Origin of the sequence: Candidatus Viadribacter manganicus, from assembly GCF_001679665.1 — a bacterium.
Classification (GTDB): Bacteria; Pseudomonadota; Alphaproteobacteria; order Caulobacterales; family Aquidulcibacteraceae; genus Vitreimonas; species Vitreimonas manganica.
In genome coordinates this window covers 885624-908314 of sequence record NZ_CP013244.1, presented here as the reverse complement: position 1 = coordinate 908314, position 22691 = coordinate 885624, and the positions used below count along the sequence as shown (strand labels likewise).

The window sequence follows — 22691 nt, the reverse complement described above, 5'->3', positions numbered from 1 at the left end:
GTCTAGTTCCGTCCGCCGCGCGGTGCGTTTTGGGCGGTTGGGAGTGCGGCGGCGCTTTCGGCGGAGCGGGCAAGTTGGATGAACTCGGCGCGCCAGCCGAATTCGTCGCGTCCACGTGCGCCCTGCGCCAGGTTGATCACGTCGTCATAGCCGTAGCCTTGGCGCATGAACTGATCGTGGCGCAGCAACTGGCCATAGCCTGCAACGGCCGTCGCCCAGCGCGTCGATTCGGGCGCTTGCGCGATATCTCGCACGGCGTCGCGATCGGTGATCGGGCGCTCGATCAGGCGTGAGGTATCTTGGCCCGGCAGTTTGTAGCGAATGCGCAGGAAGGCAATCTCGCTTGCTGTGCTGGGCGCGGTGCGTTCATCCTGATAGCGCAGCGGGTCGTTGAACGTGCGCCCGCCGACAGGCACGATCTCATAGATCGCGGTGACGGCGTGGCCCGAGCCGATTTCACCGGCGTCGACCCGATCGTTGTTGAAGTCCTCGCGGTTCAACATCCGGGTTTCGTAGCCGATCAAGCGATACTCAGCGACGCGCGCCGGGTTGAACTCGACTTGGATCTTCACGTCGTTGGCGATCGTGAACATGTTCGAGGCCATTTCGTCACGCAACACGCGGCGCGCTTCGTTCAGTGTGTCGATGTAGGCGGCGACGCCGTTGCCGTTTTGCGCCAAGCGCTGCATCAGCGCGTCGTTGTAATTGCCGCCGCCGAAGCCGAGAACCGAGAGATAAACGCCGGTGTCACGCTTGCGTTCGACAAAGTCTTCCAACTCTTGCGGGTTGTTGATGCCGACGTTGAAGTCGCCGTCAGTGGCGATGATCACGCGATTGACCGAGTTGGGGTTGAAGTTCTGTTCGGCCAGCGCGTAGGCGAGACGCAAGCCTTCGCCGCCTGCCGTTGAGCCGCCCGCATGCAGGTTTTCCAACGCCGCGATAATGCGTCCGCGTTCATTGCCAGGCGTCGGTTCAAGCACCGCACCGGCTGCGCCGGCGTAAACAACGATGGACACGCGGTCGCGTGCGTTCATCTGCTCGACCAGCATACGCATGCTCTGGATGACAAGCGGCAGCTTGTTCGCGTCGCTCATCGAGCCTGACACATCTAGCAGCAGCGTGAGATTGAGCGGCGGGCGCTCGCGCGGCACGATGTTGTAGCCTTGCAAGCCGATATGCACGATCTGGCGGCCCTCAGCCCAAGGCGAGGGCGCGACCGTCACGTTGGTGGAGAAGGGTTGTTGGCGCGTCTGCGGCAGCGGATAATCATAACGAAAATAGTTGATCAGCTCTTCGGTGCGCACCGCGTCCTGCGGCGGCAGCCGACCGCTGTTCAACAAGCGGCGCACGTTGGAATATGACGCCGTGTCGACATCGATAGAAAATGTTGAAACCGGATCGGCCGAAACCATGTGGATCGGGTTTGTGTCGACGTTCTCGTAATTTTCACGGTCGACGTCGCCCGGCATCGGTTGCGGCGCCGTTTGCGCGTAAGGTGAAACCACCCCGCCAATAGCGGCCCGCGCACGCCCGTCGTCGACGCGCGCTAAAGGCGGCGGCGGCGCAAGCGGCGCATTCTGTTCGGCTTCGACCCGATTGCCTGTGATGACGACGGATTCTTGAGCTTGATCAGATGTTGGCGCGGACTGAGACGCGCACGCAGTGAGCAGTATCGCGCAAGCTAACAAGCCCGCGCGCCGAGTGTTGCGCAGCATGACGTTTTCCCTCCCGAAACCGCCCGGACACGGTCGTGTTGACGGTAAGATCGGGCGCTCCGATCGCGACCAAGGTGAGGCAGGCGCGCGGCGTTTTCCGTACACACGCGCGTGCTTCACGCGCTTGTGTGCAAAACGCCTCTAGGGCCCTGGCTTAGCGGCGGCGGCGCTCACGTTCTGCGAGGCGGCGTTGCTCTGGGATCCAATTGTGCACCAGCGTGTCGAGCACGCTCAGCGGCACTTCACCGCTGAGGAGCACCGCGTCGTGGAAGCCGCGAAGATCGAAGTCAGCGCCTAGTTCATTGCGCGCCTCTTCGCGCAAGCGCGCGATTTCCCGGCGGCCGAGCTCATACCCGCAGGCTTGTCCCGGCCAGACGATGTAGCGATCGACTTCAGTCGCGATGACGCCCGGCAAATCGCCCGTGGTCTGCGCCACGTAGTCGATGGCCTGCTGGCGCGACCAGCTCTTCGCATGGAGGCCCGTATCGACAACCAGGCGCACCGCGCGCCAGAGCTGCCAACGCAAATAGCCAATGCGCCCGGCAGGGTCGCCATCATGGAAGCCCTGCTCGTCGGCAAGCTCTTCAGCGTAAAGCGCCCAGCCTTCAGAGTAGGCGTTGAACGATACGAGGCGGCGCAGCAGCGGCGTGTCCGTCAGCTCTTGCGCCAGCGCGATCTGGAAGTGGTGGCCCGGGACAGCCTCGTGAAAATCCTGCGTCGGCAGGTCGATGCGCGTCATTTCCGCGAGGCTGCGCATGTTGATGTAGTAGACGCCCGGCTGGGCGCCATCGAGCGAGGGCGGATTGTAGTAGGCCCCCGGCGAACCCGCTTCCGCGAACACTGGTACGCGCCGCACTTCGAGCGGAGATTGCGGCAAACGGCCGAACCATTGCGGCGCCCGTTCCATCACGCGGTTCACGCGCGCCTGCACATCGTTGATCAATTGCGCGCGCCCGGCGTCGCTATCTTCGTATTGGTAGCGCGGATCGGCCGTGAGCTGTGCGAGACGCTGTCCCACCGGTCCCTCGGTGAGCCCAAGGCGCCGCAAAGCGATGTCGAGCTCGCGATTGAGTTCATTCACCCGGTTGCGACCGATCGTGTGGATCTGATCCGGCGTCAGCTCGGTCGTCGTCTCAATCTTCAACGTCGCTGCGTAAAACTCGTTGCCGCGCGGCAAGTTTGAAACACCCGGCGCATCGCTCGCGCGTCCGCGCTCCGAGCGCACGAAGGCGAGCGCCCGTTGGTGCGCCGGCAGCACGTGCTCACGAACGATGGCCTCCGCGCGCGCCAGCAAGACCTGATTGTCGCGCTCGATGACGGCGCGCCGTTCAGCGTTCTGTTCACGCGCCGCCATTTCGTCGAGCTTGCGGCGGAAGCTGGTGATGTAGATTTGCGAAACGGGTGGATCGCGCAGAACGCCTTCGAGCATGCCTGCGACGGTATCGAGAATGAATCCTGGCGGCCGCACGCCAAGCTCGCCATCGGCGCGTGCGCGTTCGGTCTCTTGGTCGATCGCGTCCGCAACCGCGCGCAAGCGGCGCAGATAAGCTTCAGCAGAGGCCGTGTCGGTGACTGCATGGCGATCATCAAGGAAAGAGGGTAGCGTGATGAACGCGCTGTCCATTTGATTGAGTACGTAAGGACGCGCGCCGGAGAGCGGACCGAAATCGCCATAGGCGAATTGCGCGCCGCCTGCCGCGTTGGCGAATTGATCGCGCAGCACGTCATAGGTCAGGCGATCTTCCGGGCTCAGTGCGTTTACATCCAGCGCGCGAAGTTCCGCGTAGCGGCGCAACGCAGCGCTTCGGCGCGCTTCAACTGCGATGGCAGAGCGATCGTCGAGGCGATCGGCGTAGACGCCGCCCGCGGCATCTTCTTGCACGCCGGTTTGCGATGCGGTTTCGGGGCTATCGGCGAGGATTTCGCGCGCCCAATCGGCGAGCTTTCCCTCGAAAGCCGTCATCGGCTGGGTCTGGCGAGGCCCGCAGGCGCCCACTGCGAGCGAAAGTCCCAGCGCCAAGGCGAATGCCCAACGGATCGGCTTCATTATTCCCCCAAACCGCCATCTTGCGCCGCGGTAAGGCGCGGGGCGGGCATAGCATGCGCCGCGACTGATAAAAGACCGTCCGGCGCAGTTCATTTGCGCTAACGTGTTGCGGAAACCGCGCATTCGTGGTTTGGACAGCCCCCTAGTGGTAGGGAACTCGCGGAGACGACCATGACGACCGCCCAAGGCGGCCAGCAAACGCTGGGCAAAATCCTTTTTTACAACCAACTCGAGCCGCTTTCTGTCGAGAAGCACGGCAAGTTGGGTGTGAGCCAGGTCAGTAATCCGTTCGCGTTTCTCGCGGACACGCACCTTGTGCCGCTCACTGTGGATGAGTTCGGACTCGCCGCGGTTTGCTACCCGATCATTTTCGATACGCAGTCGAAGACGCCGCTCGCGGTGATGGGCCTGCGTCCGGGCATGAACGTGTTCCTCGGCGCCGATGGTTCGCTTGACCCGGAAGTTTATCTGCCAGCGTTCGCGCGCCGCTATCCGTTCTTGCCGATCCTCGCCAATGGCCAAGATCAGCAAAAGGGCGGCGATGACCGCGTGCTCGTTTGCATCGATCGCTCAGCGAAGATGCTTTCATCGACGCCGGAGCTGCCGTTTTTCGAAGGCGATAAGCCCTCGCGTTACACCCAAGAGGCGATCCAGTTCTGCCGCGAGTTCGACATGCTCGGAAAGCGCACGCAGGAATTCGTGAAGCTGATGGATCAGCACGGCCTGTTCGAAGCCACCCCGCTCGCTCTGCCGCGCGCGAAGGCTGATGGCACGCCGGACGAGCCGACCAAGCTTGGCGAATACCTCCGTATTTCGGAATCGAAGCTCAACGCGCTGCCGAAGGACACGTACCTCGAGCTGCGCGACAAGGGCGTCACGGCTGTTATGCACGCACACCTGCTCTCGCTCGGCCTGTGGCCGAAGATCCTGAGCCGCGCGGCGCGCATCCAGGCCTCGACCCCGCTCCGCTAAGCGGCGAACGAAGCGAAGTTACAAACGCCCCTCCCGCAAGGAGGGGCGTTTTTCTTTGTCCGTCGCGTAACCATGGCGTGTGGGCGCACGAAACCCCATTGTGCGAGCGGGCCGCATTGGCCTTGCTTGGCGGAGTCTGTATGCGCGTAGACATGGTCCGTTTTGTCGCGCTGGCGGTTTTCCTCCTCAGCCTCTTTGTTTTAACGCCAGCATCGGCGCAGCCATTGCCTGGTGCGCGCCAGGTGGATGCCGGCCTCCACTCCTCGCGTGCCGCGGTTGCCCCAGGTGAGACTTTCACCATCGCCCTCCGCGAGACCATCAACGAGGGGTGGCACACCTATTGGCGCAATCCCGGCGATAGCGGCGAGCCGACCTCGCTGACTTGGACGTTGCCCGCTGGCTGGAGCGCTGGCGCGATCCAGTGGCCTGCGCCCGAAGCTGTGCCGTACGCGATGCTCGTGAACTACGGCTACGAGGGCGAGGTCCTTTTCCCGATTGCGATCACTGTGCCCGCGAATGCGCGGCCGGGCTCGACAGTGACGCTGACGGCGGCGGCGTACTGGTTGGTCTGCGCCGACATCTGCATCCCGGAAGATGCAACGCTGACGCTTACCTTGCCTGTCGCTGCACAGGGCCGCGACGACCCCCAATGGGCGCCGCGTATTGCCGAAGCCGTCGCGAATATCCCCGCACGTCAAGAAGGCGTGAACGCCGTCATTTCGGTGGGCTCGCCCGCGCGCCTCACGGTTTCGCTGTCGAATGCGGACGCGATCCGCAACGTGCGCTTCTTTCCGTTTGAACGCGGTGTGGTCAAAGCGGCCCAAGCGCAGCACGTGCGGGTTGGCCCGAGCGGTGCAAGCTTTTCGCTGACGCCGGATCTCAATCCGTTGGGTGAGGCGCCACTAGCAGGTTTGGTCGTCTACGAGATGCAGGAAGCGGGCGCATGGGTGCGTCGCGGTATCGAGATTGAAGCTCAACCTGGCCAACCGATTGCGGGCACGGATGAAGACGCCGCGCCGATGTCGGATGATTACACGCTTGGCGAACTCGAAGGCGGTGCTGGCGCGTCGGCGCCGGTCGCGGAAAATCTTACCGGTCTCGCATTGCTCGCCGCCATGGGCTTTGCGTTCCTCGGCGGCTTGATCCTCAACATCATGCCGTGCGTGTTGCCGGTGCTTTCTGTGAAGGCTCTCGCCTTCGCGGGGGGAGTCCAGAACGGTGAAGCGCGCCGTCATGGCGTCCTCTACTTCGCTGGCGTGATGGTGACCTTCCTTGCGCTTGCGGGCGTGTTGATTGCACTGCGCGGCGCAGGTGAGGCGGTCGGTTGGGGCTTTCAACTTCAAGCGCCTTGGATGACCAGCTTGTTGGCGCTGCTCTTTTTCGTCATCGGCCTCAATCTGCTTAGTGTGTTTGCATTCGGCGCCGGCGCTCAAAATGTCGGCTCCGCTCTGGCGGCGCGCGGGGGAGATGCAGGCGCATTCTTCACCGGCGCACTTGCCGTCGTTGCGGCAACGCCTTGCACGGCGCCGTTCATGGCCGGCGCTATCGGCGCGGCGCTCACGCAATCGGCTTTGACGACTCTGGTGATCTTCGCGGCGTTGGGTTTGGGCTTTGCGCTGCCGCTCACGATTTTACACTTCGCGCCGGGGCTCCAGCGCCTCATTCCAAAACCCGGCGCCTGGATGGAGCGCGCCAAGAACGTGTTGGCGTTCCCAATGTTCGGCGCTGCCGTATGGCTCGTTTGGGTGCTCGCCGCGCAAACCGGCGCCGACGGTGTCGCCGCATTGCTTTGGCTGGCGGTGGCGATTGGGTTTTTCATTGTTGCATCGCGTTGGGGACGAGCCTGGCTCGCGATTGGCGTCGTTGCACTCGCCGTCACAGGCGCGTTCGTCTGGCGGCCGTTGGTCGGCGTCGAAACGCAGGAGGTTCTAGCTTCCGAACCGTGGAGCGCTGCGCGCGTTTCAGAACTACAGGGCGAAGGTCGCGCTGTGTTTGTGAATTTCACGGCGGCATGGTGCGTGACCTGCAAAGTCAATGAAGCTGCGGCGTTAACGCGACCCGGTGTGGCGCAAGCTTTCGCGGATACGCAAACAGCTTATCTCGTCGGCGATTGGACCAATCGCGATGAAGCGATCGCAGCCGAACTCGCCGCGCATGGACGCGCGGGCGTGCCGCTCTATCTCTACTATCCGGGGGATGGCGGTGAGCCTGTCGTGCTGCCGCAAGTGCTGAGTGAAACGCTCATGCTGCAAACGATCGAGGGAGAGTAAGCGTGCTTTCGAAGCGCGATGTGTTGTTGGGCGGCGCAGCTCTCGTGACGCTTGCCGCCTGTGGCGGTCCGCCCGCTGATTTGCAGCATGTCGCTTCAGGCGCGCAGGCGCCGGCGTTCTCCGTCACGGATGCAACGGGCGCGGTCCGGACCTTGGCTGAGTTCGCTGGTCAAAATGTCATTCTCGAATGGACCAACGAAGGTTGCCCATATGTGCGCAAGCACTACGAGACCGGCAACATGCAGGCCGTGCAGCGTGAGGCCGCGCAACGTGGCTGGACCTGGTTGCAGGTGATTTCGTCAGCCCCTGGTCAGCAGGGTCATCTTGATGGCCCCGGCGCGCTCGCGCGCGTGCAAGCCGATCAAGCGACGGTGACTGCGACCTTGCTTGACGGTGATGGCGTCATGGGGCGTGCTTATGGGGCGCTGAGTACGCCGCAAATGGTGATGATCAACGGCGAAGGGCAGATCATTTATCAGGGCGCAATCGACGATCGCGCTTCGGCTCGCCCCGAAACCCTCGAGGGCGCCACCAATTATGTGCGCGCGGCCTGGGCGGATCTGGATGCTGGGCGCCCGGTGCAAATTGCGCAGACAACGCCATACGGATGTAGCGTTAAGTACGCCGCTTAAGATCTAGCGTTCGGCGATGTGACGTTCATCGGCGCGGTCCGCGGCGGCCGCTGCCGCAAGCGGTGCAAGCATCGCGACGTCGTCCATCAGAACGCGAAGGTTCATCAGCGCAGCATCTTGCTCTTGCTGAGTATCGGCGTTGCTGAATTCAGCGGCGCGTTCGCGCGCATCGTTGGCGATGCCCTGGAAGATGCACGGCATGTCTTGGCCAACGCCGGCGCGATGAAGCGAAGCGGCGAGCGCCTCAGCTTCGGTTGAAAGGCCTTCGATGCGGGTGCTGAGGTCGGGTGAGAATGTGCTTACCGCCGCCAGCGCGCGCGCTTCGGTTTCGATGTCGCTGGTCATCTTTGGGATGTCGCCAAGGCTTGCGGCGTTGAACGCGACCAAAGCGAGACAAGTGAGCATCTTGCGGTTCCTACGCGGCGGGCGAAGGCGTGGAGAGCAAAAGCGGCGCCGGGTTACTCCGTTGCCGCCACCGCCCGATCCGCCGCTGCCGTAGCCGCCATCGGCGCGATCAGGATGGCGTCATCCAGCAGAACGCGCAGATTGGTGAACGCAGTTTCGCGTGCAGCCGGCGTATCGGCCGCTTGCAGCTCAGTCGCGCGGACGCGGGCGTCTTCGGCGATGCCGTGGAAGATGCAGGGCAGGTCTTGCTCGACGCCAAGCTGGCGGAGTGAGGCCGAAAGGCTCTCGGCGTCGACCGAGAAGTCCTCAATGCCGGCCAGGAATTCCGCCGTGATCTCGGTCTGGGCGCTCAGCGTGCGAGCTTCAGACTCGACCTCGGCGGCCAGGGACGGAAGTTCGGTGGCGCCGACAGCCAGCACCAAAGCGAGACAGGTAAGCATTGATTGGACCTCTTCGCCTGCGAGGCGAGCAAGTCCGGCGCCGCTCCCCTGGGTCGGCGACGGCTTGCGGGAGGGCGGTCCGATCCCCTAATCCCCACCTCATGACCGAACCAGCCGCTCCCCGTCCCAAACCCCGCCGCGCGCGGGGGCTGCCGGATCGACGTGGCGCCGATTTGGCGGTTGAGCGGCAACTGATCTCGCGGGTCTCGAAAGTTTACGAAGATTGGGGCTTCGAGCCGCTGGAGACGCCTGCGTTTGAGTACGCCGACGCGCTCGGCAAATTCCTGCCCGACCAGGATCGGCCGAACGAGGGCGTGTTCGCGTTCGAGGACGACGAAGAATGGGTCGCACTTCGCTATGACCTGACCGCCCCTCTGGCGCGCTTCGTGGCTGAGAACTTCGATGCGCTTCCCAAACCCTATCGCCGTTGGGCCGCGGGGCCGGTGTGGCGCAATGAAAAGCCGGGGCCGGGGCGCTTCCGTGAGTTCTGGCAGTGCGATGCCGATACTGTTGGATCCGCTTCGCCTGCGGCTGATGCGGAGATGATCGCGATGGCGTGCGCTGCCTACAGCGCCGTCGGCCTCGCGGATGGTCAGTTTCAGATCAAATTCTCGACGCGCAAATTGCTGGACGCGGTGCTCGAAAAGATCGGCGTCGCGGCCGACGCCTATTCGACGCGGCTCGTGGTTTTGCGTGCGATCGACAAGTTCGATCGTCTCGGCGTCAAGGGCGTTGAGGCTTTGCTTGGCGCTGGCCGCAAGGATGAATCCGGGGATTTTACCAAAGGCGCTGGCCTTGATGCGGCGCAGGCCAAGGCGGTGCTGGATCTTGTGGGCGCAGGCAAAGGCACGCGTGCTGAAGTTCTAAATCGCTTGGCTGAAATCGGCGGCGAAGCGGCGATCGCGGAATTGCGCGCGATCGATGCAGCGCTCTCGGCGCTGAATGTCAGCGAAGCCCAAGCGCAAATCGATCCGACGATTGTGCGGGGCCTCGAATACTACACTGGCGCTGTGTTCGAAGGGCAGTTGATCGGTGGCGACGGTGTGTTCGGTTCGATCGGCGGCGGTGGCCGCTATGATGATCTCGTTGCGCGCTTTCGTGGTGAACGCATTCCGGCGACGGGTTTCTCAATCGGCGTGTCGCGTCTCGCGGCTGCGCTTCAATCGAAACAAGCGGCGCAAAGCGATGGCCCGGTCTTGGTGCTGGTGATGGATCAAGAGCGCGTCGCGGATGCGCTGGCGATGGCCGATGAGCTCCGGCGCGCGGGCGTCCGGGCCGAGACCTATCTGGGCGCCGCCGGCATGAAGGCGCAGTTGAAATACGCGGACAAACGCGCAGCGCCGATCGCCATTATCCAAGGCGGCGATGAGCTCGCCAAAGGTGTGGTCACACTGAAGGATTTGAAGCTGGGCGCGAAAATCGCCGCGGGTCTTGGTGAAGATCGCGAAGCTTACGCTAAGGCGCGCGAGCAAGTTCAGCAGCAAGCTCCGCGCGCTCAACTCGTTGCCGCAGTGCAGCAAATGCTCGCCCGTTAGGAGCGCGGCGCGATTCTAACGCGGATCAAATGTGACAGTCCTTGACCGCGCGCTCGGCGCGGCTCAATTTCGCCGCGATCGTCGGCGTCGCGGGCGGTCGCGTTTCGGGGAGGAGACGCCCTCTAAAAAAGCGACGTGAAGCGGCCGCATCGGGGAACGGTGCGGCCGTTTTTGATTCAGGCTTTCGGCGGGCGTGGAGCGTCGATGTCTTCGAGGACGCCGTGCTGTTCGGCGAGTTCTTCTTCGGCGCTGAGTTCGCTTGAAACTATCGCGGATGATTTGCTGCACGCGATTGAAAGCACGGCGAGGCCTAGCACCGCGGATACAAAAGAGCCGCCGAGAACGCCAAATCTTACCGGCGTTGCGAGATCGCCTGAACCGAAGGCGAGATTGCCGACGAACAAACTCATCGTGAAGCCGATGCCTGCGAGCATGGTGACGCCAAGCATTTGCAGCGTCGTGCCAGGCGCGCGTTGTTTCAACACGGCGCACGCAAGGTACGACGCGAGCATGATGCCGAGCGGCTTGCCGAAGACGAGACCGAGTGCGACGCCAAGCGTGATCGAGTGAACCAGTGTTACAACGCCTGCGCCATGAAGCGCGACGCCTGCATTGACGAGCGCGAAGATCGGCATGATCGCGAACTGAACCCAGTTCTTGAGCGCATGCTCGGCGGTGATGAGTGGTGAGCCGCCGTTCTTATCGCGCATCGGGACGGTCATGGCGGTGAGCACGCCGGCGATGGTGGCGTGAACGCCGGAGATCAGCATGAAGCCCCAGAGCGCGAGGCCGAGCAGCCAATAGGGCTGTAGCGATTTCACGCCGGCGCGGTTCATCAGCAGCATGACCCCAAACGCGACGGCAGCGCCGCCAAGCGCCCAGCCGACCAGATGAGTGGAGTAGAAAAATGCGATGACGAGAATGGCGCCGAGATCGTCGATGATGGCGAGCGCCAGAAGGAAGAGGCGCAAGCCCCCCGGCACGCGCGGGCCGAGGAGCGAGAGAACGCCGATGGCAAAGGCGATGTCGGTTGCGGCCGGAATGGCCCAGCCACGGAGGTAAGCCGGTTCGTGCGCGTTGAAGGCCACGAAAATTAGCGCGGGCGCGATCATGCCGCCGAGTGCGCCGGCCATCGGCAAAGCCGCTTCGCGCGGATTTTTGAAAGGACCCTCGACGGTTTCGCGTTTTAGTTCGAGGCCGACATAGAGAAAGAAGATCACCATCAGCGCATCGTTGATGATGACGTGCAGATTGAGTGGATGCGCGCCTTCGCCGATGCCGACGGAAAGCCCGTTGATCTGGCTCTCCAGCAGATGATGGATGTATTCGCCATAGGCGCTATTCAACAACAGGAACGAAACGATCGTTGCCGTGACGAGAATGAAGCCCGGCGTGGTGTCGCGTTCCCACCAGTGCTTTGCGCCGCTGTGTCCAACCATGGTGTGAATTTGGCGGGGTGGACGCGCGCGAACAAGCGAAAACGGAGCGCGCGGCTGTGCTACGCCACTGAAGACTCGCGGTCGCTGATGATCTCGAAATACAGATAAACCAGACAATGCTCAGCCTGGGCCATTTTGTGGCGCGGGCGATGCGCGTGCCGGACGGAATCGGAGGGGTGGGCGTGGAAATTCAACGCGTCAATTGTGAACGGGCGGCAGGACTGTGGGATAGACCGGCGGCGGCGCGCGCCGAGGGTCGTAGAGGGCGCTCCTAGAAGCCGCCAAAGCAACAAGACGGCAGACAAAGCTGGCGCGGTAAAACGCGTCATTGCCATGGCGATGAGGCAGGACGACGCCTTCTGGCGTGTCCTTGATCGTGTCGTGTGATCTGCCCGGAGAAGCATTGCTTCGCCAATACGTCGCCAAGCGTGCTTATACCGATTGCTTCGCAACCGATGTCGCCGCGAGCGTTTCGTTCGCCGCGTTCGTTGAAGCGTTTTACACCAGCGCGGCGTTCAAGTGTGAGCGGTTCGTGCTCACCTGGGCGCTCTCCAAGCCTTCGAGCGATGACGATGCGCGGCGGCTTGCGCGAGGCGAGTCGGAGAGGTTTGCGGCCTGGACCGTTGAAGCGCGGGCGCATGATCAGCTGCTGGTTTGCGACTATCTCGGCCATACAAGCTCTTGGCTGATGGTCGAGCCGATAGCCGATGGAACCCGCTTGTATTTTGGCAGCGCGGTTGTGCCTGTGGGCGCCGGTTCAAGTCGCGCGCTCGGCTTTGCGTTCAACGCGATGCTGCCGTTCCACAAACTATATGCGCGCGTCTTGTTGGGCGCAGCGCGTGGGCGGGCGCTGAAGCTGGCGCGTGCTCAGGAAAGCCCCGGGACCTGCAATAGCGCCGAGTAGACATAACTCAGCATCGTAATTTAGCCCAACCTCGCGACGCGCACGATGCGGGGATGCTTGGCGAGCAGAGCGATTGCGATCATCGCCAACGCGACAGTGTTGAGCGCGAGATATCGCATCAAGCTGTCCCAGCTCTCGCTCTCGCTCTCGATCAAGCTCGTGATGTTTGCGATTTCGAGGCAAAGCGTGAGGACGAAAATCACGAGGATCTGACCGAGCGTCCAGTTGCGGCGGGCGAAGAAGTAATCGTCCAGGTTTTGCCATTCGTGTGGTCGTGCGGCACGACTGTGACGGCGACGAGGAAATAGGCGATGCCGATGACGATCGGAAACGCCATGTTGATCAAGTCGATGCGCAGATGCTGCGGGCGTATTCAGGCGTCGATCTGCGATGTGACGATCTGAAGGAAGACGAGTGCGCTGAGCGTCGGTGTCAGGAGGCCGATTTTTTTTGGGGGGAGCGTGCGCGCGCGGATGAGGCGGCCGGACTTGAGCAATAGCTCCGCCAACCTGATACCGAGCAGCAAGCCGTAGACGCCCATGAAGAATTCGAATGGAGTTATGAGGCTGGGATACAACAAATTGCAGGCTGTACAAAAACGCGCCGCGCCCGAACGAGGCTAGCGCACCGTTTCCTTCACTTTTGGGATGGAGAGGCGGCGCGGTTTGGCTTCGAATTTTGGTTTCGGCAGAAGGCGGAAGCGGGTCTGACACCACGCGAAGTCGACGCCGACATCGAGCAGCGCATCCGAGCGGCCGCACGGGCAAGCGAAGTCCATCACAGCTAGGACGCGATAAGCCTCGCCGGCGACGAGCGGCACGGCTTCGCCGGTGACGTGGTTGGGGGCGGCGTTGACGCAAAGAACAAGATCGCCGGGGCCGACAGCGTAGCTCATGGCTTCATCCCTTCCGTTACGGAGGATAGACCTCGGCTGCGCCGCGGCAAGCCGCGCAAACAAAAACGGCGGAGCCTGTGCTCCGCCGTTTCCGTTTTCTTGCTTGGTTCTGCATGGACCCCGGAATGGCGATGTGTCGCCATCCGGGGTAACGTGCTGTGGCGCGTTAGAAATCCATGCCGCCCATGCCGCCCATGCCGCCGCCAGGCATGCCGCCGCCGCCGGATTCCTTCTTCGGGGCTTCGGCGATCGCCGCTTCCGTCGTGATCACGAGACCAGCGACCGAGGCTGCGTCTTGCAGCGCCGTGCGGACGACCTTCACCGGATCGATGATGCCGGCCTTCACGAGGTCGACGTATTCTTCGGTTTGCGCGTTGAAGCCGAAGTTGTCGTCCTTGTTGTCGCGCAGCTTGCCGACCACGATCGAGCCTTCAACGCCGGCGTTCTCGACGATCTGACGGATCGGGGCTTCCAGCGCCTTCTTCACGATGGTGATGCCGACGTTTTGGTCTTCGTTGTCGCCCTTGATCGAGAGCTTGAAGGCCGAGCGCAGAAGCGCCGTGCCGCCGCCGGGGACGATGCCTTCTTCCACCGCAGCGCGGGTGGCGTTCAGCGCGTCATCAACGCGGTCCTTGCGTTCCTTCACTTCGACTTCCGTCGCGCCGCCGACCTTGATCACCGCAACGCCGCCGGCGAGCTTCGCCAGGCGTTCTTGCAGCTTTTCCTTGTCGTAGTCCGACGTGGTGTCTTCGATCTGCTTGCGGATCTGACCGACGCGGGCCTCGATGTCCTTCTTGGCGCCGGCGCCGTCGACGACGGTCGTGTCGTCCTTCTTCACGACGACCTTCTTGGCCTTGCCGAGCATGTCGAGGGTGACGTTCTCAAGCTTGATGCCGAGGTCTTCGCTGATGACTTGGCCGCCCGTGAGGATGGCGAGGTCTTCCAGCATGGCCTTGCGGCGATCGCCGAAGCCCGGCGCCTTCACGGCGGCGACCTTCAGGCCACCGCGCAGCTTGTTGACGACGAGCGTGGCGAGGGCTTCGCCTTCGACGTCTTCAGCAATGATGAGCAGCGGGCGTTGCGATTGAACGACGGCTTCGAGAACCGGCAGCATCGGCTGCAGCGATGAGAGCTTCTTTTCGAACAGGAGGATCATCGGATCCTCGAGCGTTGCTTCCATCTTGTCGGCGTTGGTGATGAAGTACGGGCTCAAGTAGCCGCGGTCGAACTGCATGCCTTCGACGACTTCGAGTTCGGTCTCGAGGGACTTGGCTTCTTCAACCGTGATGACGCCTTCGTTGCCAACCTTCGCCATGGCGTCGGCCAGGAACTTGCCGATGTCGGTGTCGCCGTTGGCCGAGATGGTGCCGACTTGGGCGATCTCTTCCGAACCCTTCACCTTGCGGGCGCGGCTCTTCAGGTCTTCGACGACGGCGACGACGGCTTTGTCGATGCCGCGGCGCAGGTCCATCGGGTTACGGCCCGAAGCGACGGCCTTCATGCCTTCGCGAACGATGGCTTGAGCGAGAACCGTGGCGGTGGTGGTGCCGTCGCCGGCTTCGTCGTTGGTTTTCGAGGCAACTTCACGAATGAGCTGAGCGCCCATGTTCATGAACTTATCTTCGAGTTCAATTTCCTTCGCGACGGTGACGCCGTCCTTGGTGGTGCGCGGCGCGCCGAAGGACTTTTCGATCACGACGTTGCGGCCCTTCGGACCGAGCGTGACCTTCACGGCGTTGGCGAGGATGTCGACGCCTTGGAGCATGCGCTCGCGGGCATCGGCGCCGAAATTGACGATCTTAGCAGCCATTATGAGCTAACCTTTTTGACTAAACGGATGATGCGAAGCGGACGGCTGGCGCTTAGGCCGCGTCCTTCTTCTTCGACTTCTTCTCTTCGATGACGCCCATGATGTCGGACTCCTTCATGATTAGGAGTTCTTCGCCATCGACCTTCACTTCCGTGCCCGACCACTTGCCGAACAGGATGCGGTCGCCGACTTTCACGTCGAGTTCGATGCGCTCGCCGTCTTCATCGCGGGCACCCGGCCCGACGGCGACGACTTCGCCTTCTTGCGGCTTCTCTTGGGCGGTCTCCGGGATGATGATCCCGCCACGGGTCTTTTCTTCTTCCTTCACGCGCTTCACGAGCACGCGATCGTGCAGGGGACGAAAGCTCGCCACTGGTATACTCCCTTGTTTTAAATACCTTTTTAGCAGGCCGGCAGGTCTTGGCACTCAAGGCTGCCGGTTGCTAACGTTGCGCATTTAGGGGTGCGTGCGCGCCCCGTCAACCCGACCGGGCGGTCAGCAGGCTTGCTTTTCGCATTGTCGCTGCAGAGTACTTTGAATATAAAAGTAGATCGGCCAAACGAGGCCGGGAGGCGGCGATGACTGAGACAGAGCGTTTTAAGGATGCGAGCGCGCGGCGCACGGGCTGGTGGGTGACGGCCGGGTGCTTTGCGGTGGTGGCTGCGGTGTTCGCGATGACGCCGGGCGTGTGGCGCTTTGCGATGCCTGAGACGCTGAAGTTCGATCTGTCGCCGCTGCTGCGGCAGAGCTTACTGGTGCAATTCCACGTCGTGACGGTGGCGGTATCGCTAGTGTTGGGTCCGGTGCAGTTCGTGCTGCCGAAAGGGACGGGCGCGCATCGTCTCTTTGGCTGGATCTGGTCAGGCGCGATGTTTTCGACCGCGGTCGCGACGTTCTTCATTCGCGATATGCGCCATGGCGAGTTCAGCCCGATCCACATCTTCTCACTGATGACGTTGATTGGCGCGCCGGTGGCGTTGTGGCTGGCGCGGGTGAAAGTGATGTCGCACGCGCGCGCGATGACCGGGCTTTACATTGGCCTCGTGATTGCCGGGCTTACCGCGATTACGCCGGGACGGTTGATCTGGGATATGTTCTTTGGATGAGGGCGCCGAACGGGCGCGTCGTGCGTTCACTGCGCGATGAGACGTCCTGGTCCCAACCAACCTGAACCTGACGGCCCTGAGCCGCCAACGCAGCCGCCGGTTGAGAGGCCGGAGCCGCCCATTGGCGAGCCGCCTTCGCCGCCCGGACCGGCGCTGCAAGTTGTGGCGTGGCCGGCGTGGCGCGTGACGATGAACTGAGCCCGCGCTGACACGATTTGGCGCCACCCGGAAATGCGAAGGGCAAACGCCAGACAAAACTGCGCGCTCAAGCTCCCGGCTCGTTCGAGGGAGTAGTTTTCATGCACACATCGCACGCGCTGGCGGCCGCCGCCGCGTTTACGTTCGCTACGTCCGCTTACGCGCAAACGCCGCCGCCACAACGAACTTTGCCAAGCGGGCCGGTGTTCGTAAGCCCGATGGGCCAACCGTTCCGCGCTACGCGAGAGAGCCGCCGCGCGCCGATCGAGCTTTGGCTCGCCCACGCTGACGTCGATGGAGATCAGCGCATCAGCCGCGACGAGTTTGTCAACGAGGCGATGATGTTCTTCGCCAACGTGCTCGACGCCAACCACGATCGCGGCGTGACGTCGGTTGAATCGACCGCGCTCTGGCGTGAGCAGGCGCCGGAAATGTTGAACGCGCGCACGGCGCCGATCCTGGCTTCGAATGGTGCGCCGCCAAATGCGGTGGGGCCGCGCGGGCCGCGTGGCGGAGAACGGCGTGGACATCCGCCTGGCGATGATCGTGGCGGCCCGCCGGGCGGCGGACGTCCGCAGATCATGTTGGGCGTGGAGCTTGAACCGGTGATGTCGTGCGACCGTGATTTTAGCCGGCGCATCGATGCGACCGAGTTTGAAAATTGCGCCGCGCGACGCTTCATGGAGCTCGATGTAAACGGCGACGGCTATTTCACGCTCTACGAATCCGAACGCGCGCGCGAAATGCTCGCAGCGTATGACCAGCGTGCCGAACGCTGACAACAAAAGAGCCGCCTCGTGTGAACGAGGCGGCTCGATCTGTCCCTCCGGTGACGCGCGTTAGTAGTAATACATCGCGTCTAGGACGAGGCCGGTGGAAACGACGATGAGCAGGATGTCGCGGTCCACCAGGATATAACGGCAGCCATAAGGGGCAGGCGGCAGCCGGTAGTAGAGATCGTACGGGATCGGATCCCACCAGATGTCGTACGGAAGAATGTAGCCGACGCGCCAATCGCGATACGGGCGACGCCATCCGCCGTCATAGTTGTACCAATAGTAGTTGTGGCCGAAGAAGCCGCTGAAGATCAGCGAATAGCCACGGTCGAAGTAGAAGCCGTGACGAACGCTGCGCCAGTCATTGTAGCGCGGGCGATCCCAATCGCGGTGATTTGAGCGCCAGCGATTGTAGCGATCGCGATCGGAACGGCCGTCGCGACCGCGATCCCAATCGTTGTGCGAGAAATCGCGTCCGCCGCCGCGGCCACCGTTCCAGTTGCCACGGTCACCGCCACGATTGCGTCCGTTCCAATCGCCACGGCCATCGTTGCCGCCGCGATCGCGTCCGTTCCAATCGCCACGGCCGTCGTTGCCGCCGCGATCGCGTCCGTTCCAATCGCCACGGCCGTCGTTGCCGCCGCGATCGCGTCCGTTCCAATCGCCACGGCCATCGTTGCCGCCGCGATCGCGTCCGTTCCAATCGCCACGGCCATCGTTGCCGCCGCGATCGCGTCCGTTCCAATCGCCACGGCCGTCGTTGCCGCCGCGATCACGGCCATTCCAATCGCCACGGCCATTGTTATCGCCGCCGCGACCACCGCGACCGTCCCATTGACTGCCGTTGTTGCCGCCGCGGCCACCGGCGCCAGCGCCGTCATTGCCACCGCGACCGTTTCGGCCATCCCATTGGCCGCCGTTATTGTTGCCGCCGCGGCCACCGGCGCCAGCACCGTCGTTGCCACCGCGACCATTGCGGCTGTCCCATTGGCCACCGTTGTTGTCGCCGCCGCGTCCGCGTCCATCCCACTGGCCGCCGCGTCCGCGGTCGGTCGTTGCCGGTTGGCTTGGCGGCGCTTGCGGTGGTGGCGCGACTTGAGGCGGCGGGCCGCGACGACCGGCGTTGCCGCCGTCGTTGCGACCGCGATCACCACGATCTCCGCGGTCTTCGCCGCGATCACCGCGGCTACCACGATCTTCTCTGCCACGATCGCCACGGCCTTCGCCATCACCATCGCGATCTCGGGCGTGTTCGCCCCGTTGAGCGTAAGCTGGTGTCGCCACCCAAGCTGTCGCGCTCAAGGCGACAGCTGCCGCGATGAGGGCTTTTTTCATGTTGAGGCTCCCGTGTGCGCGCATGCGCAATCCTCGCAGCCATGACGATGGCGGGGAACGCCTGAACCGAAGCTGAATCTTGTCTGAACCCTTGAGAGGGGGGGCTCAGGTGAGCTTGAGGCCGTTGAGCAAGAAGCGAACCGCGCGCGCGACGTGTTCTTTGAGCTCTTCATCGGAGACGACGTAGTCGACGTTAGCCGCAGCCTGAAAATGGTGCCGGCTGCGCAGCAACTCGATGAAATAGAACATGCTTTCGTGGGCATCAGCCTCGCTGATACCGGCTTTGGTGAGCTGTGAAACCAGCTCGTCGTGGACTTGGCCCGCGCCGCCCACCGAGAAGTAGTGGAGGAGGTGCTTGGGGACCTTGCGGCCTTCAGAGACCATGACGCGGTAGAAGGCGACGCTGTCGCGTTGCAGTAGGCGGCGCAGGAAGTGTTCGCCGATGACTTGCAGCGCTTCGGGCAGCGGCAGATCGCCGACGGGCTCCGTTGGTCGCATTTCCCGGACGAACCGGTCGTGCTGGTCTTGCATGAAGGCCAGGAAGAGGCCTTCCTTGTTGCCGAACTGAGCATAGAGGGTGGCGAGCGAACCGCCTGCCAGGCGAACGACGTCGTTGACGCTGGTCGCCTCGTAACCGTGCTCAAGGAAGACTTCGCGTGCGGCTTCGAGAAAGGCCTGCCGTCGCGCGACGCCACGATCCGGGGGCCGTCCGTCCGAATCCTGGGTGTTTATGGCAGCCATTCCCATTTCTGGATTACCTCACGCAAGTGTGAGGATAAGCACACTCGGGTGTCGCGCAAGCGTCAGGGCCTATGTCGTATGGCCTAGTGCTATGTGCCATCCGGCGCCTTGAAGGCTGCGTAGTGGTGGTTACGTTCAGCCTGGGCCGCTTTGGGGTCCAGGCTATCTATTGTTTCTCCCATGCCAGACGACGCCGGTTTTCGGGTCGATGCCGCGCGCGCAACCGCTAAGGTGCGCGCTATGGCTAGTTCACCCTTAGGCCGCCGCAGGCTGATGATCGTCGGCGGCGCCATTCTTTTTGTTCTTGTGGCCCTGTGGGGCGGCAATTGGTTTTTCGTCGGGCGTCACATGGTGTCGACCGACAACGCTTACGTGCGCGCTGACATCTCGCTGATCTCGCCGCAGGTTCAAGGTTACGTGCGCGCAATCCCGGTTGCGGAGAACCAAAGCGTCCACGCTGGCGACGTGCTCGTCGAGATCGATCCGAGCGACTATCAATCGAACCTAGCCGCCGCGCGCGCTGCATTGGCGGAAGCACAAGGCGCGCGTTCGGCGCAACAAGCGGGCCGCGCGCTCGCGTCCGCCGATGTCGCGCGTTATCGGCCATTGGCGGAGCGTGGTTTGCTTTCGCCGGCGCGGATGCAGCAATTGGAGATCCAGGCGCGGCAAGCTGGCGGCGGCGCAGCTGCAGCAGAAGCGGGCGTGCAGGCGGCGCAAGCACAACTTGCACAAGCTGAGCTCGATCTTGAGCGCACGACTATTCGCGCGCCGATCGACGGCGTTGTCGGCGACCGCCAAGTGCAACTTGGGCAATTGGTGCGCGTCGGCGCGCCGTTGATGTCGGTGGTGCCGCTGCAATCGGTTTACGTGGTTGCGAACTTCAAAGAGACGCAGATCGAGAATTTTCGTCCTGGTCAGGCGGTGACGATCCGTCCCGATATCGCCCACAATTTGCGTTTGCGTGGCACGGTAGATTCGCTTGCGCCAGCCAGTGGTAGCGAGTTCTCGATCATTCCGACCGACACCGCGACCGGCAACTTCACGAAGATCGTGCAGCGCGTGCCGGTGCGTATCCGGCTTGAAGCGGGGCAAGAGGGGCTTGAGCTCCTGCGGCCGGGGCTATCGGCCAGCGTCACGGTGGACACGCGCAGATGAGCGACGCCGCACCGGCGGCGAAGCCTGGCGATTCTCCGCCGCTCCATATTTGGATCGGTTTTATCGCCATGGTTGTCGGTCAGTTCATGGCGATCCTGGATATCCAGATCGTCGCGAGCGCGCTTGGCTCGATTCAAGCTGGCGTCAGCGCCAGCCGCGATGAAATCAGCTGGGTGCAGACCTCTTACCTGATCGCGGAAGTCATCGGCATTCCGCTTTCGGGCTTTTTGGGGCGCGCGCTCGGCACGCGCTTGCTGTTCTGTATCTCAGCGTTGGCGTTCTCGTTGATGAGCCTGCTTTGCGCATTCGCGTGGGACATCAACTCGCTGATCATCTTCCGCGCGCTGCAGGGTTTTTCCGGCGCCGCGATGATCCCGACCGTTATGGCGACGCTCTATCTTGCGTTCCCGCCGCGTTTGCAGCCGATGACTGGCGCGATGATGGGGATGGTGATCACGCTCGCGCCGTCGCTGGGGCCGACGATTGGCGGCATGGTGGCGGAGTCGCTTGGCTGGCGGGCGCTGTTCTGGGTGAACGTCGCGCCGGGCTTGCTGATCACGCTGATCATCTGGAACACCATGCGGTCGCTCGACAAGCCGCAATTCTCGTTGTTGAAGAAGATCGATTTGCTGGGCTTGCTAGGATTGGCCGCCTTCCTTGGCGCCGCGGAATACACGCTTGAGGAGGGCCCCTCGAACGATTGGTTTGCATCGAACGAAGTGAGTGCCTGGGCGGTGGTATCGTTCTTAGGCGCGGTGCTTTTCTTCTTTCGAGCGTTTCGGGCGGAGACACCGATTGTGGATCTGCGACCGTTTAAGACGCCGACTTTTGCAATTGGCGCCTGCCTTGGCTTTGTGATCGGTTTGGCGCTGTTCAGCTCTGTGTTTCTAACGCCGCTCTTTTTGGGATCAGTGCGCGGCTATAGCGCGCTCCAGATCGGGCACACAATGTTCGTGCAGGGGCTTGTGATGTTTTGTGCGGCGCCGCTCATTGGCCGGCTTGGCCGAACGATGGCGGATACACGCCCGCTCGGCTTTATCGGCCTGTTGTTGATCGCGTTGAGTTGCTGGATGCAGGCGCACTTAACGGCGGAAGCCGGCTTCTACGATATGATGTGGCCGCAGGTGGTGCGCGCGATGGGCCTTATGTGTACGTTCTCGTCGGTGATGCAACCGGCGCTGCAATCGCTGCCGCCGCAATTGGTTCACTCGGGCGCGGGATTGTTCAACACGATGCGCAATCTCGGCGGTGCGTTCGGTATTGCCGCGCTCGCGACCGTGCAGGCGCATTCATTCGCGCTGCATCGCCAGGAGCTTTACAGCGCCGCAGATCTGAACAACCCGCATGTCGCCGGAATGATTGCTGGGGCGCAGGCGTATCTCGAACAAGCCGGCGCGGCCGATCCTGAGCGGCAGGCGATGATGCGGTATGCGGCGTTGCTGGATCGCGAAGCGCTGGTGATGACCTTCAACGACCAGTTCTTGATGCTGGCGGTGGTGATCAGCCTGTCGGCGTTTGCGATGCTGCTGCTAAGGCCGCGCCCGAAAATCGGTATGGGACCAGCGCCTAAGCTCGATGATGCGGCGATGGCGCATTGAGCGGTGACGTCGCGCTTGGCGAACTAGGCGGCGCAGATCGCGCCTTTGATGGCTTCGAGCATGTCGGGTGAGAGCGGCGCGGTTTTTGAGCCGTAAGCGCCGACCAATTCGCCGTTCTTGCCGATCAGGTATTTGTGGAAGTTCCAGCGCGGTAGTGCGCTTTCGCCAAGCTCTTCGGCGACCCATTGGTAGAACGGGTGGCGCCGTTCGCGCGAGGTGATCTCGGCCTTCGACGTCATCGGGAAGGTGACGTGATAGGTCGTGTCGCAGAACTCGCGGATTTCTTTTTCGCCCGCTGGCTCCTGGTGACCGAAATCGTTGCAGGGCACGCCGATGATGATGAGGCCTTTGGCGACCTTCGCTTCGTAGAGCGACTCAAGATCGCGGTATTGCGAGGTGAAGCCGCAGGCGCTCGCCACGTTTACGATCAGCACGGCTTTGCCGGCATAGTCGGCAAGCTTGATCTCGCCCGGCTCGTCGAGCTTAGCGAAGCTGAAATCGTGGGCGGTTGTCATGGTTTGGCGTGCAAGTTTCACAGGAAGGCGAAGGCGGGGCATGTAGACCTCTGGAACGCCGCAATCAATATTTCTTGGGGGCAATGCATGTGGCGTTCCGCGGGGCGTGGTGATACAGCCCAACACGTGACCGTGAACCGCCGTTCCCCCATAGCGAGCCTCCGAATTTGAGGCCCGGCCCACGTTGAGCCCGAAAAATCGG

Annotated in this window: 24 protein-coding genes; 9 read left to right on the top strand and 15 right to left on the bottom strand. The window is 62.7% G+C overall.

The annotated features are described in order from the left end of the window. Positions 1-2 precede the first annotated feature (2 nt). Both ATE48_RS04880 and ATE48_RS04875 read right to left on the bottom strand, forming a co-directional pair. Positions 3-1715 carry a vWA domain-containing protein gene (locus tag ATE48_RS04880; RefSeq protein WP_066768343.1) on the bottom strand — a complete coding sequence of 571 codons (1713 nt, stop codon included), beginning with the start codon at positions 1713-1715 and terminating at the stop codon, positions 3-5. A 154-nt stretch (positions 1716-1869) separates the two neighbouring features. Beyond that, entirely contained in the window at positions 1870-3762 is a 1893-nt protein-coding gene (locus tag ATE48_RS04875) for a DUF885 domain-containing protein (protein WP_066768341.1), read from the bottom strand. 171 nt (positions 3763-3933) lie between these two features. Between ATE48_RS04875 and ATE48_RS04870 the strand changes: the two genes are divergently transcribed. The 3 genes from ATE48_RS04870 (at position 3934) to ATE48_RS04860 (ending at position 7636) form a co-directional block, all read left to right on the top strand. Then, entirely contained in the window at positions 3934-4734 is an 801-nt protein-coding gene (locus ATE48_RS04870; protein ID WP_066768338.1) for a SapC family protein, read from the top strand. A 152-nt stretch (positions 4735-4886) separates the two neighbouring features. Beyond that, positions 4887-7004 (top strand): protein-disulfide reductase DsbD family protein, encoded by a 2118-nt coding sequence (locus tag ATE48_RS04865; RefSeq protein WP_066768335.1) that lies wholly within the window; start codon positions 4887-4889, stop codon positions 7002-7004. Between the two features lie 2 nt (positions 7005-7006). Then, positions 7007-7636: a redoxin family protein gene (locus ATE48_RS04860; protein ID WP_228126794.1), complete on the top strand. Its 630-nt coding sequence runs from the start codon at positions 7007-7009 to the stop codon at positions 7634-7636. A gap of 3 nt (positions 7637-7639) precedes the next feature. Here the strand turns inward: ATE48_RS04860 and ATE48_RS04855 are convergent, their stop codons facing one another. Together ATE48_RS04855 and ATE48_RS04850 are read right to left on the bottom strand one after the other, a co-directional pair. Then, on the bottom strand, positions 7640-8041 hold the full coding sequence (locus tag ATE48_RS04855; protein ID WP_066768334.1) for a hypothetical protein: 402 nt from the start codon (positions 8039-8041) through the stop codon (positions 7640-7642). Positions 8042-8094: 53 nt separating this feature from the next. Continuing rightward, positions 8095-8481 (bottom strand): hypothetical protein, encoded by a 387-nt coding sequence (locus tag ATE48_RS04850; protein ID WP_066768333.1) that lies wholly within the window; start codon positions 8479-8481, stop codon positions 8095-8097. A gap of 101 nt (positions 8482-8582) precedes the next feature. On the opposite strand from ATE48_RS04850, the gene hisS reads away from it, so the two are divergent. Beyond that, a complete protein-coding gene (gene hisS, locus ATE48_RS04845; protein ID WP_066768332.1) occupies positions 8583-10016 on the top strand; it encodes a histidine--tRNA ligase in 1434 nt (477 codons plus the stop codon). A 176-nt stretch (positions 10017-10192) separates the two neighbouring features. Here the strand turns inward: hisS and nhaA are convergent, their stop codons facing one another. Next, on the bottom strand, positions 10193-11455 hold the full coding sequence (nhaA, locus tag ATE48_RS04840; RefSeq protein ID WP_066768329.1) for a Na+/H+ antiporter NhaA: 1263 nt from the start codon (positions 11453-11455) through the stop codon (positions 10193-10195). Positions 11456-11819: 364 nt separating this feature from the next. On the opposite strand from nhaA, the gene ATE48_RS04835 reads away from it, so the two are divergent. After that, positions 11820-12359 carry a hypothetical protein gene (locus ATE48_RS04835; protein ID WP_066768326.1) on the top strand — a complete coding sequence of 180 codons (540 nt, stop codon included), beginning with the start codon at positions 11820-11822 and terminating at the stop codon, positions 12357-12359. A gap of 20 nt (positions 12360-12379) precedes the next feature. Here the strand turns inward: ATE48_RS04835 and ATE48_RS04830 are convergent, their stop codons facing one another. The 6 genes from ATE48_RS04830 to groES form a co-directional block, all read right to left on the bottom strand. Continuing rightward, a complete protein-coding gene (locus tag ATE48_RS04830; RefSeq protein ID WP_066768323.1) occupies positions 12380-12562 on the bottom strand; it encodes a hypothetical protein in 183 nt (60 codons plus the stop codon). Beyond that, on the bottom strand, positions 12559-12696 hold the full coding sequence (locus ATE48_RS19660) for a hypothetical protein (RefSeq protein WP_156767604.1): 138 nt from the start codon (positions 12694-12696) through the stop codon (positions 12559-12561). The genes ATE48_RS04830 and ATE48_RS19660 overlap by 4 nt, the downstream gene beginning before the upstream one ends. Positions 12697-12732: 36 nt before the next feature. Further along, positions 12733-12900, bottom strand: coding sequence for a hypothetical protein (locus ATE48_RS04825; RefSeq protein WP_156767603.1), 168 nt, complete (start codon positions 12898-12900; stop codon positions 12733-12735). Positions 12901-12978: 78 nt separating this feature from the next. Continuing rightward, on the bottom strand, positions 12979-13254 hold the full coding sequence (locus tag ATE48_RS04820) for a hypothetical protein (RefSeq protein WP_066768319.1): 276 nt from the start codon (positions 13252-13254) through the stop codon (positions 12979-12981). 166 nt (positions 13255-13420) lie between these two features. Further along, on the bottom strand, positions 13421-15064 hold the full coding sequence (groL, locus tag ATE48_RS04815; protein ID WP_066768313.1) for a chaperonin GroEL: 1644 nt from the start codon (positions 15062-15064) through the stop codon (positions 13421-13423). A 52-nt stretch (positions 15065-15116) separates the two neighbouring features. Then, entirely contained in the window at positions 15117-15437 is a 321-nt protein-coding gene (gene groES, locus ATE48_RS04810) for a co-chaperone GroES (RefSeq protein WP_066768311.1), read from the bottom strand. 206 nt (positions 15438-15643) lie between these two features. Here groES and ATE48_RS04805 point away from each other — a divergent pair, with 206 nt between their 5' ends. Next, the gene (locus ATE48_RS04805; RefSeq protein WP_083197158.1) at positions 15644-16171 is read left to right on the top strand and encodes a DUF2306 domain-containing protein; all 528 of its coding nucleotides are present in this window, start codon (positions 15644-15646) and stop codon (positions 16169-16171) included. 26 nt (positions 16172-16197) lie between these two features. On the opposite strand, the gene ATE48_RS04800 is transcribed toward ATE48_RS04805, so the two are convergent. Further along, positions 16198-16383, bottom strand: coding sequence for a hypothetical protein (locus ATE48_RS04800; RefSeq protein WP_156767602.1), 186 nt, complete (start codon positions 16381-16383; stop codon positions 16198-16200). An 87-nt stretch (positions 16384-16470) separates the two neighbouring features. Between ATE48_RS04800 and ATE48_RS04795 the strand changes: the two genes are divergently transcribed. Beyond that, complete coding sequence (locus tag ATE48_RS04795) at positions 16471-17148, top strand: EF-hand domain-containing protein (RefSeq protein ID WP_066768306.1); 678 nt, start codon at positions 16471-16473, stop codon at positions 17146-17148. Positions 17149-17208: 60 nt separating this feature from the next. Here the strand turns inward: ATE48_RS04795 and ATE48_RS04790 are convergent, their stop codons facing one another. Further along, a complete protein-coding gene (locus ATE48_RS04790) occupies positions 17209-18480 on the bottom strand; it encodes a hypothetical protein (protein ID WP_156767601.1) in 1272 nt (423 codons plus the stop codon). A gap of 105 nt (positions 18481-18585) precedes the next feature. Then, on the bottom strand, positions 18586-19221 hold the full coding sequence (locus ATE48_RS04785; protein WP_066768300.1) for a TetR/AcrR family transcriptional regulator: 636 nt from the start codon (positions 19219-19221) through the stop codon (positions 18586-18588). Between the two features lie 240 nt (positions 19222-19461). Here ATE48_RS04785 and ATE48_RS04780 point away from each other — a divergent pair, with 240 nt between their 5' ends. Next, entirely contained in the window at positions 19462-20376 is a 915-nt protein-coding gene (locus tag ATE48_RS04780; protein WP_066774601.1) for an HlyD family secretion protein, read from the top strand. Beyond that, the gene (locus tag ATE48_RS04775) at positions 20373-21974 is read left to right on the top strand and encodes a DHA2 family efflux MFS transporter permease subunit (protein ID WP_066768299.1); all 1602 of its coding nucleotides are present in this window, start codon (positions 20373-20375) and stop codon (positions 21972-21974) included. The genes ATE48_RS04780 and ATE48_RS04775 overlap by 4 nt, the downstream gene beginning before the upstream one ends. 23 nt (positions 21975-21997) lie before the next feature. Here the strand turns inward: ATE48_RS04775 and ATE48_RS04770 are convergent, their stop codons facing one another. Beyond that, positions 21998-22531: a glutathione peroxidase gene (locus tag ATE48_RS04770; RefSeq protein ID WP_228126793.1), complete on the bottom strand. Its 534-nt coding sequence runs from the start codon at positions 22529-22531 to the stop codon at positions 21998-22000. Positions 22532-22691: the final 160 nt, after the last annotated feature.

Bases quoted from the DNA above. Each gene is read 5' to 3' on its own strand.
- ATE48_RS04870 (WP_066768338.1), top strand. From the start codon at position 3,934: ATGACGACCGCCCAAGGCGGCCAGCAAACGCTGGGCAAAATCCTTTTT.
- ATE48_RS19660 (WP_156767604.1), bottom strand. From the start codon at position 12,696: ATGGCGTTTCCGATCGTCATCGGCATCGCCTATTTCCTCGTCGCCGTC.
- ATE48_RS04790 (WP_156767601.1), bottom strand. From the start codon at position 18,480: ATGAAAAAAGCCCTCATCGCGGCAGCTGTCGCCTTGAGCGCGACAGCT.
- nhaA (WP_066768329.1), bottom strand. From the start codon at position 11,455: ATGGTTGGACACAGCGGCGCAAAGCACTGGTGGGAACGCGACACCACG.
- ATE48_RS04820 (WP_066768319.1), bottom strand. From the start codon at position 13,254: ATGAGCTACGCTGTCGGCCCCGGCGATCTTGTTCTTTGCGTCAACGCC.
- ATE48_RS04780 (WP_066774601.1), top strand. From the start codon at position 19,462: ATGGCTAGTTCACCCTTAGGCCGCCGCAGGCTGATGATCGTCGGCGGC.
- groL (WP_066768313.1), bottom strand. From the start codon at position 15,064: ATGGCTGCTAAGATCGTCAATTTCGGCGCCGATGCCCGCGAGCGCATG.
- ATE48_RS04805 (WP_083197158.1), top strand. From the start codon at position 15,644: ATGACTGAGACAGAGCGTTTTAAGGATGCGAGCGCGCGGCGCACGGGC.
- ATE48_RS04775 (WP_066768299.1), top strand. From the start codon at position 20,373: ATGAGCGACGCCGCACCGGCGGCGAAGCCTGGCGATTCTCCGCCGCTC.
- ATE48_RS04795 (WP_066768306.1), top strand. From the start codon at position 16,471: ATGCACACATCGCACGCGCTGGCGGCCGCCGCCGCGTTTACGTTCGCT.
- ATE48_RS04880 (WP_066768343.1), bottom strand. From the start codon at position 1,715: ATGCTGCGCAACACTCGGCGCGCGGGCTTGTTAGCTTGCGCGATACTG.
- ATE48_RS04855 (WP_066768334.1), bottom strand. From the start codon at position 8,041: ATGCTCACTTGTCTCGCTTTGGTCGCGTTCAACGCCGCAAGCCTTGGC.
- ATE48_RS04770 (WP_228126793.1), bottom strand. From the start codon at position 22,531: ATGCCCCGCCTTCGCCTTCCTGTGAAACTTGCACGCCAAACCATGACA.
- ATE48_RS04785 (WP_066768300.1), bottom strand. From the start codon at position 19,221: ATGGCTGCCATAAACACCCAGGATTCGGACGGACGGCCCCCGGATCGT.
- ATE48_RS04865 (WP_066768335.1), top strand. From the start codon at position 4,887: ATGGTCCGTTTTGTCGCGCTGGCGGTTTTCCTCCTCAGCCTCTTTGTT.
- ATE48_RS04850 (WP_066768333.1), bottom strand. From the start codon at position 8,481: ATGCTTACCTGTCTCGCTTTGGTGCTGGCTGTCGGCGCCACCGAACTT.
- hisS (WP_066768332.1), top strand. From the start codon at position 8,583: ATGACCGAACCAGCCGCTCCCCGTCCCAAACCCCGCCGCGCGCGGGGG.
- ATE48_RS04825 (WP_156767603.1), bottom strand. From the start codon at position 12,900: ATGGGCGTCTACGGCTTGCTGCTCGGTATCAGGTTGGCGGAGCTATTG.
- ATE48_RS04875 (WP_066768341.1), bottom strand. From the start codon at position 3,762: ATGAAGCCGATCCGTTGGGCATTCGCCTTGGCGCTGGGACTTTCGCTC.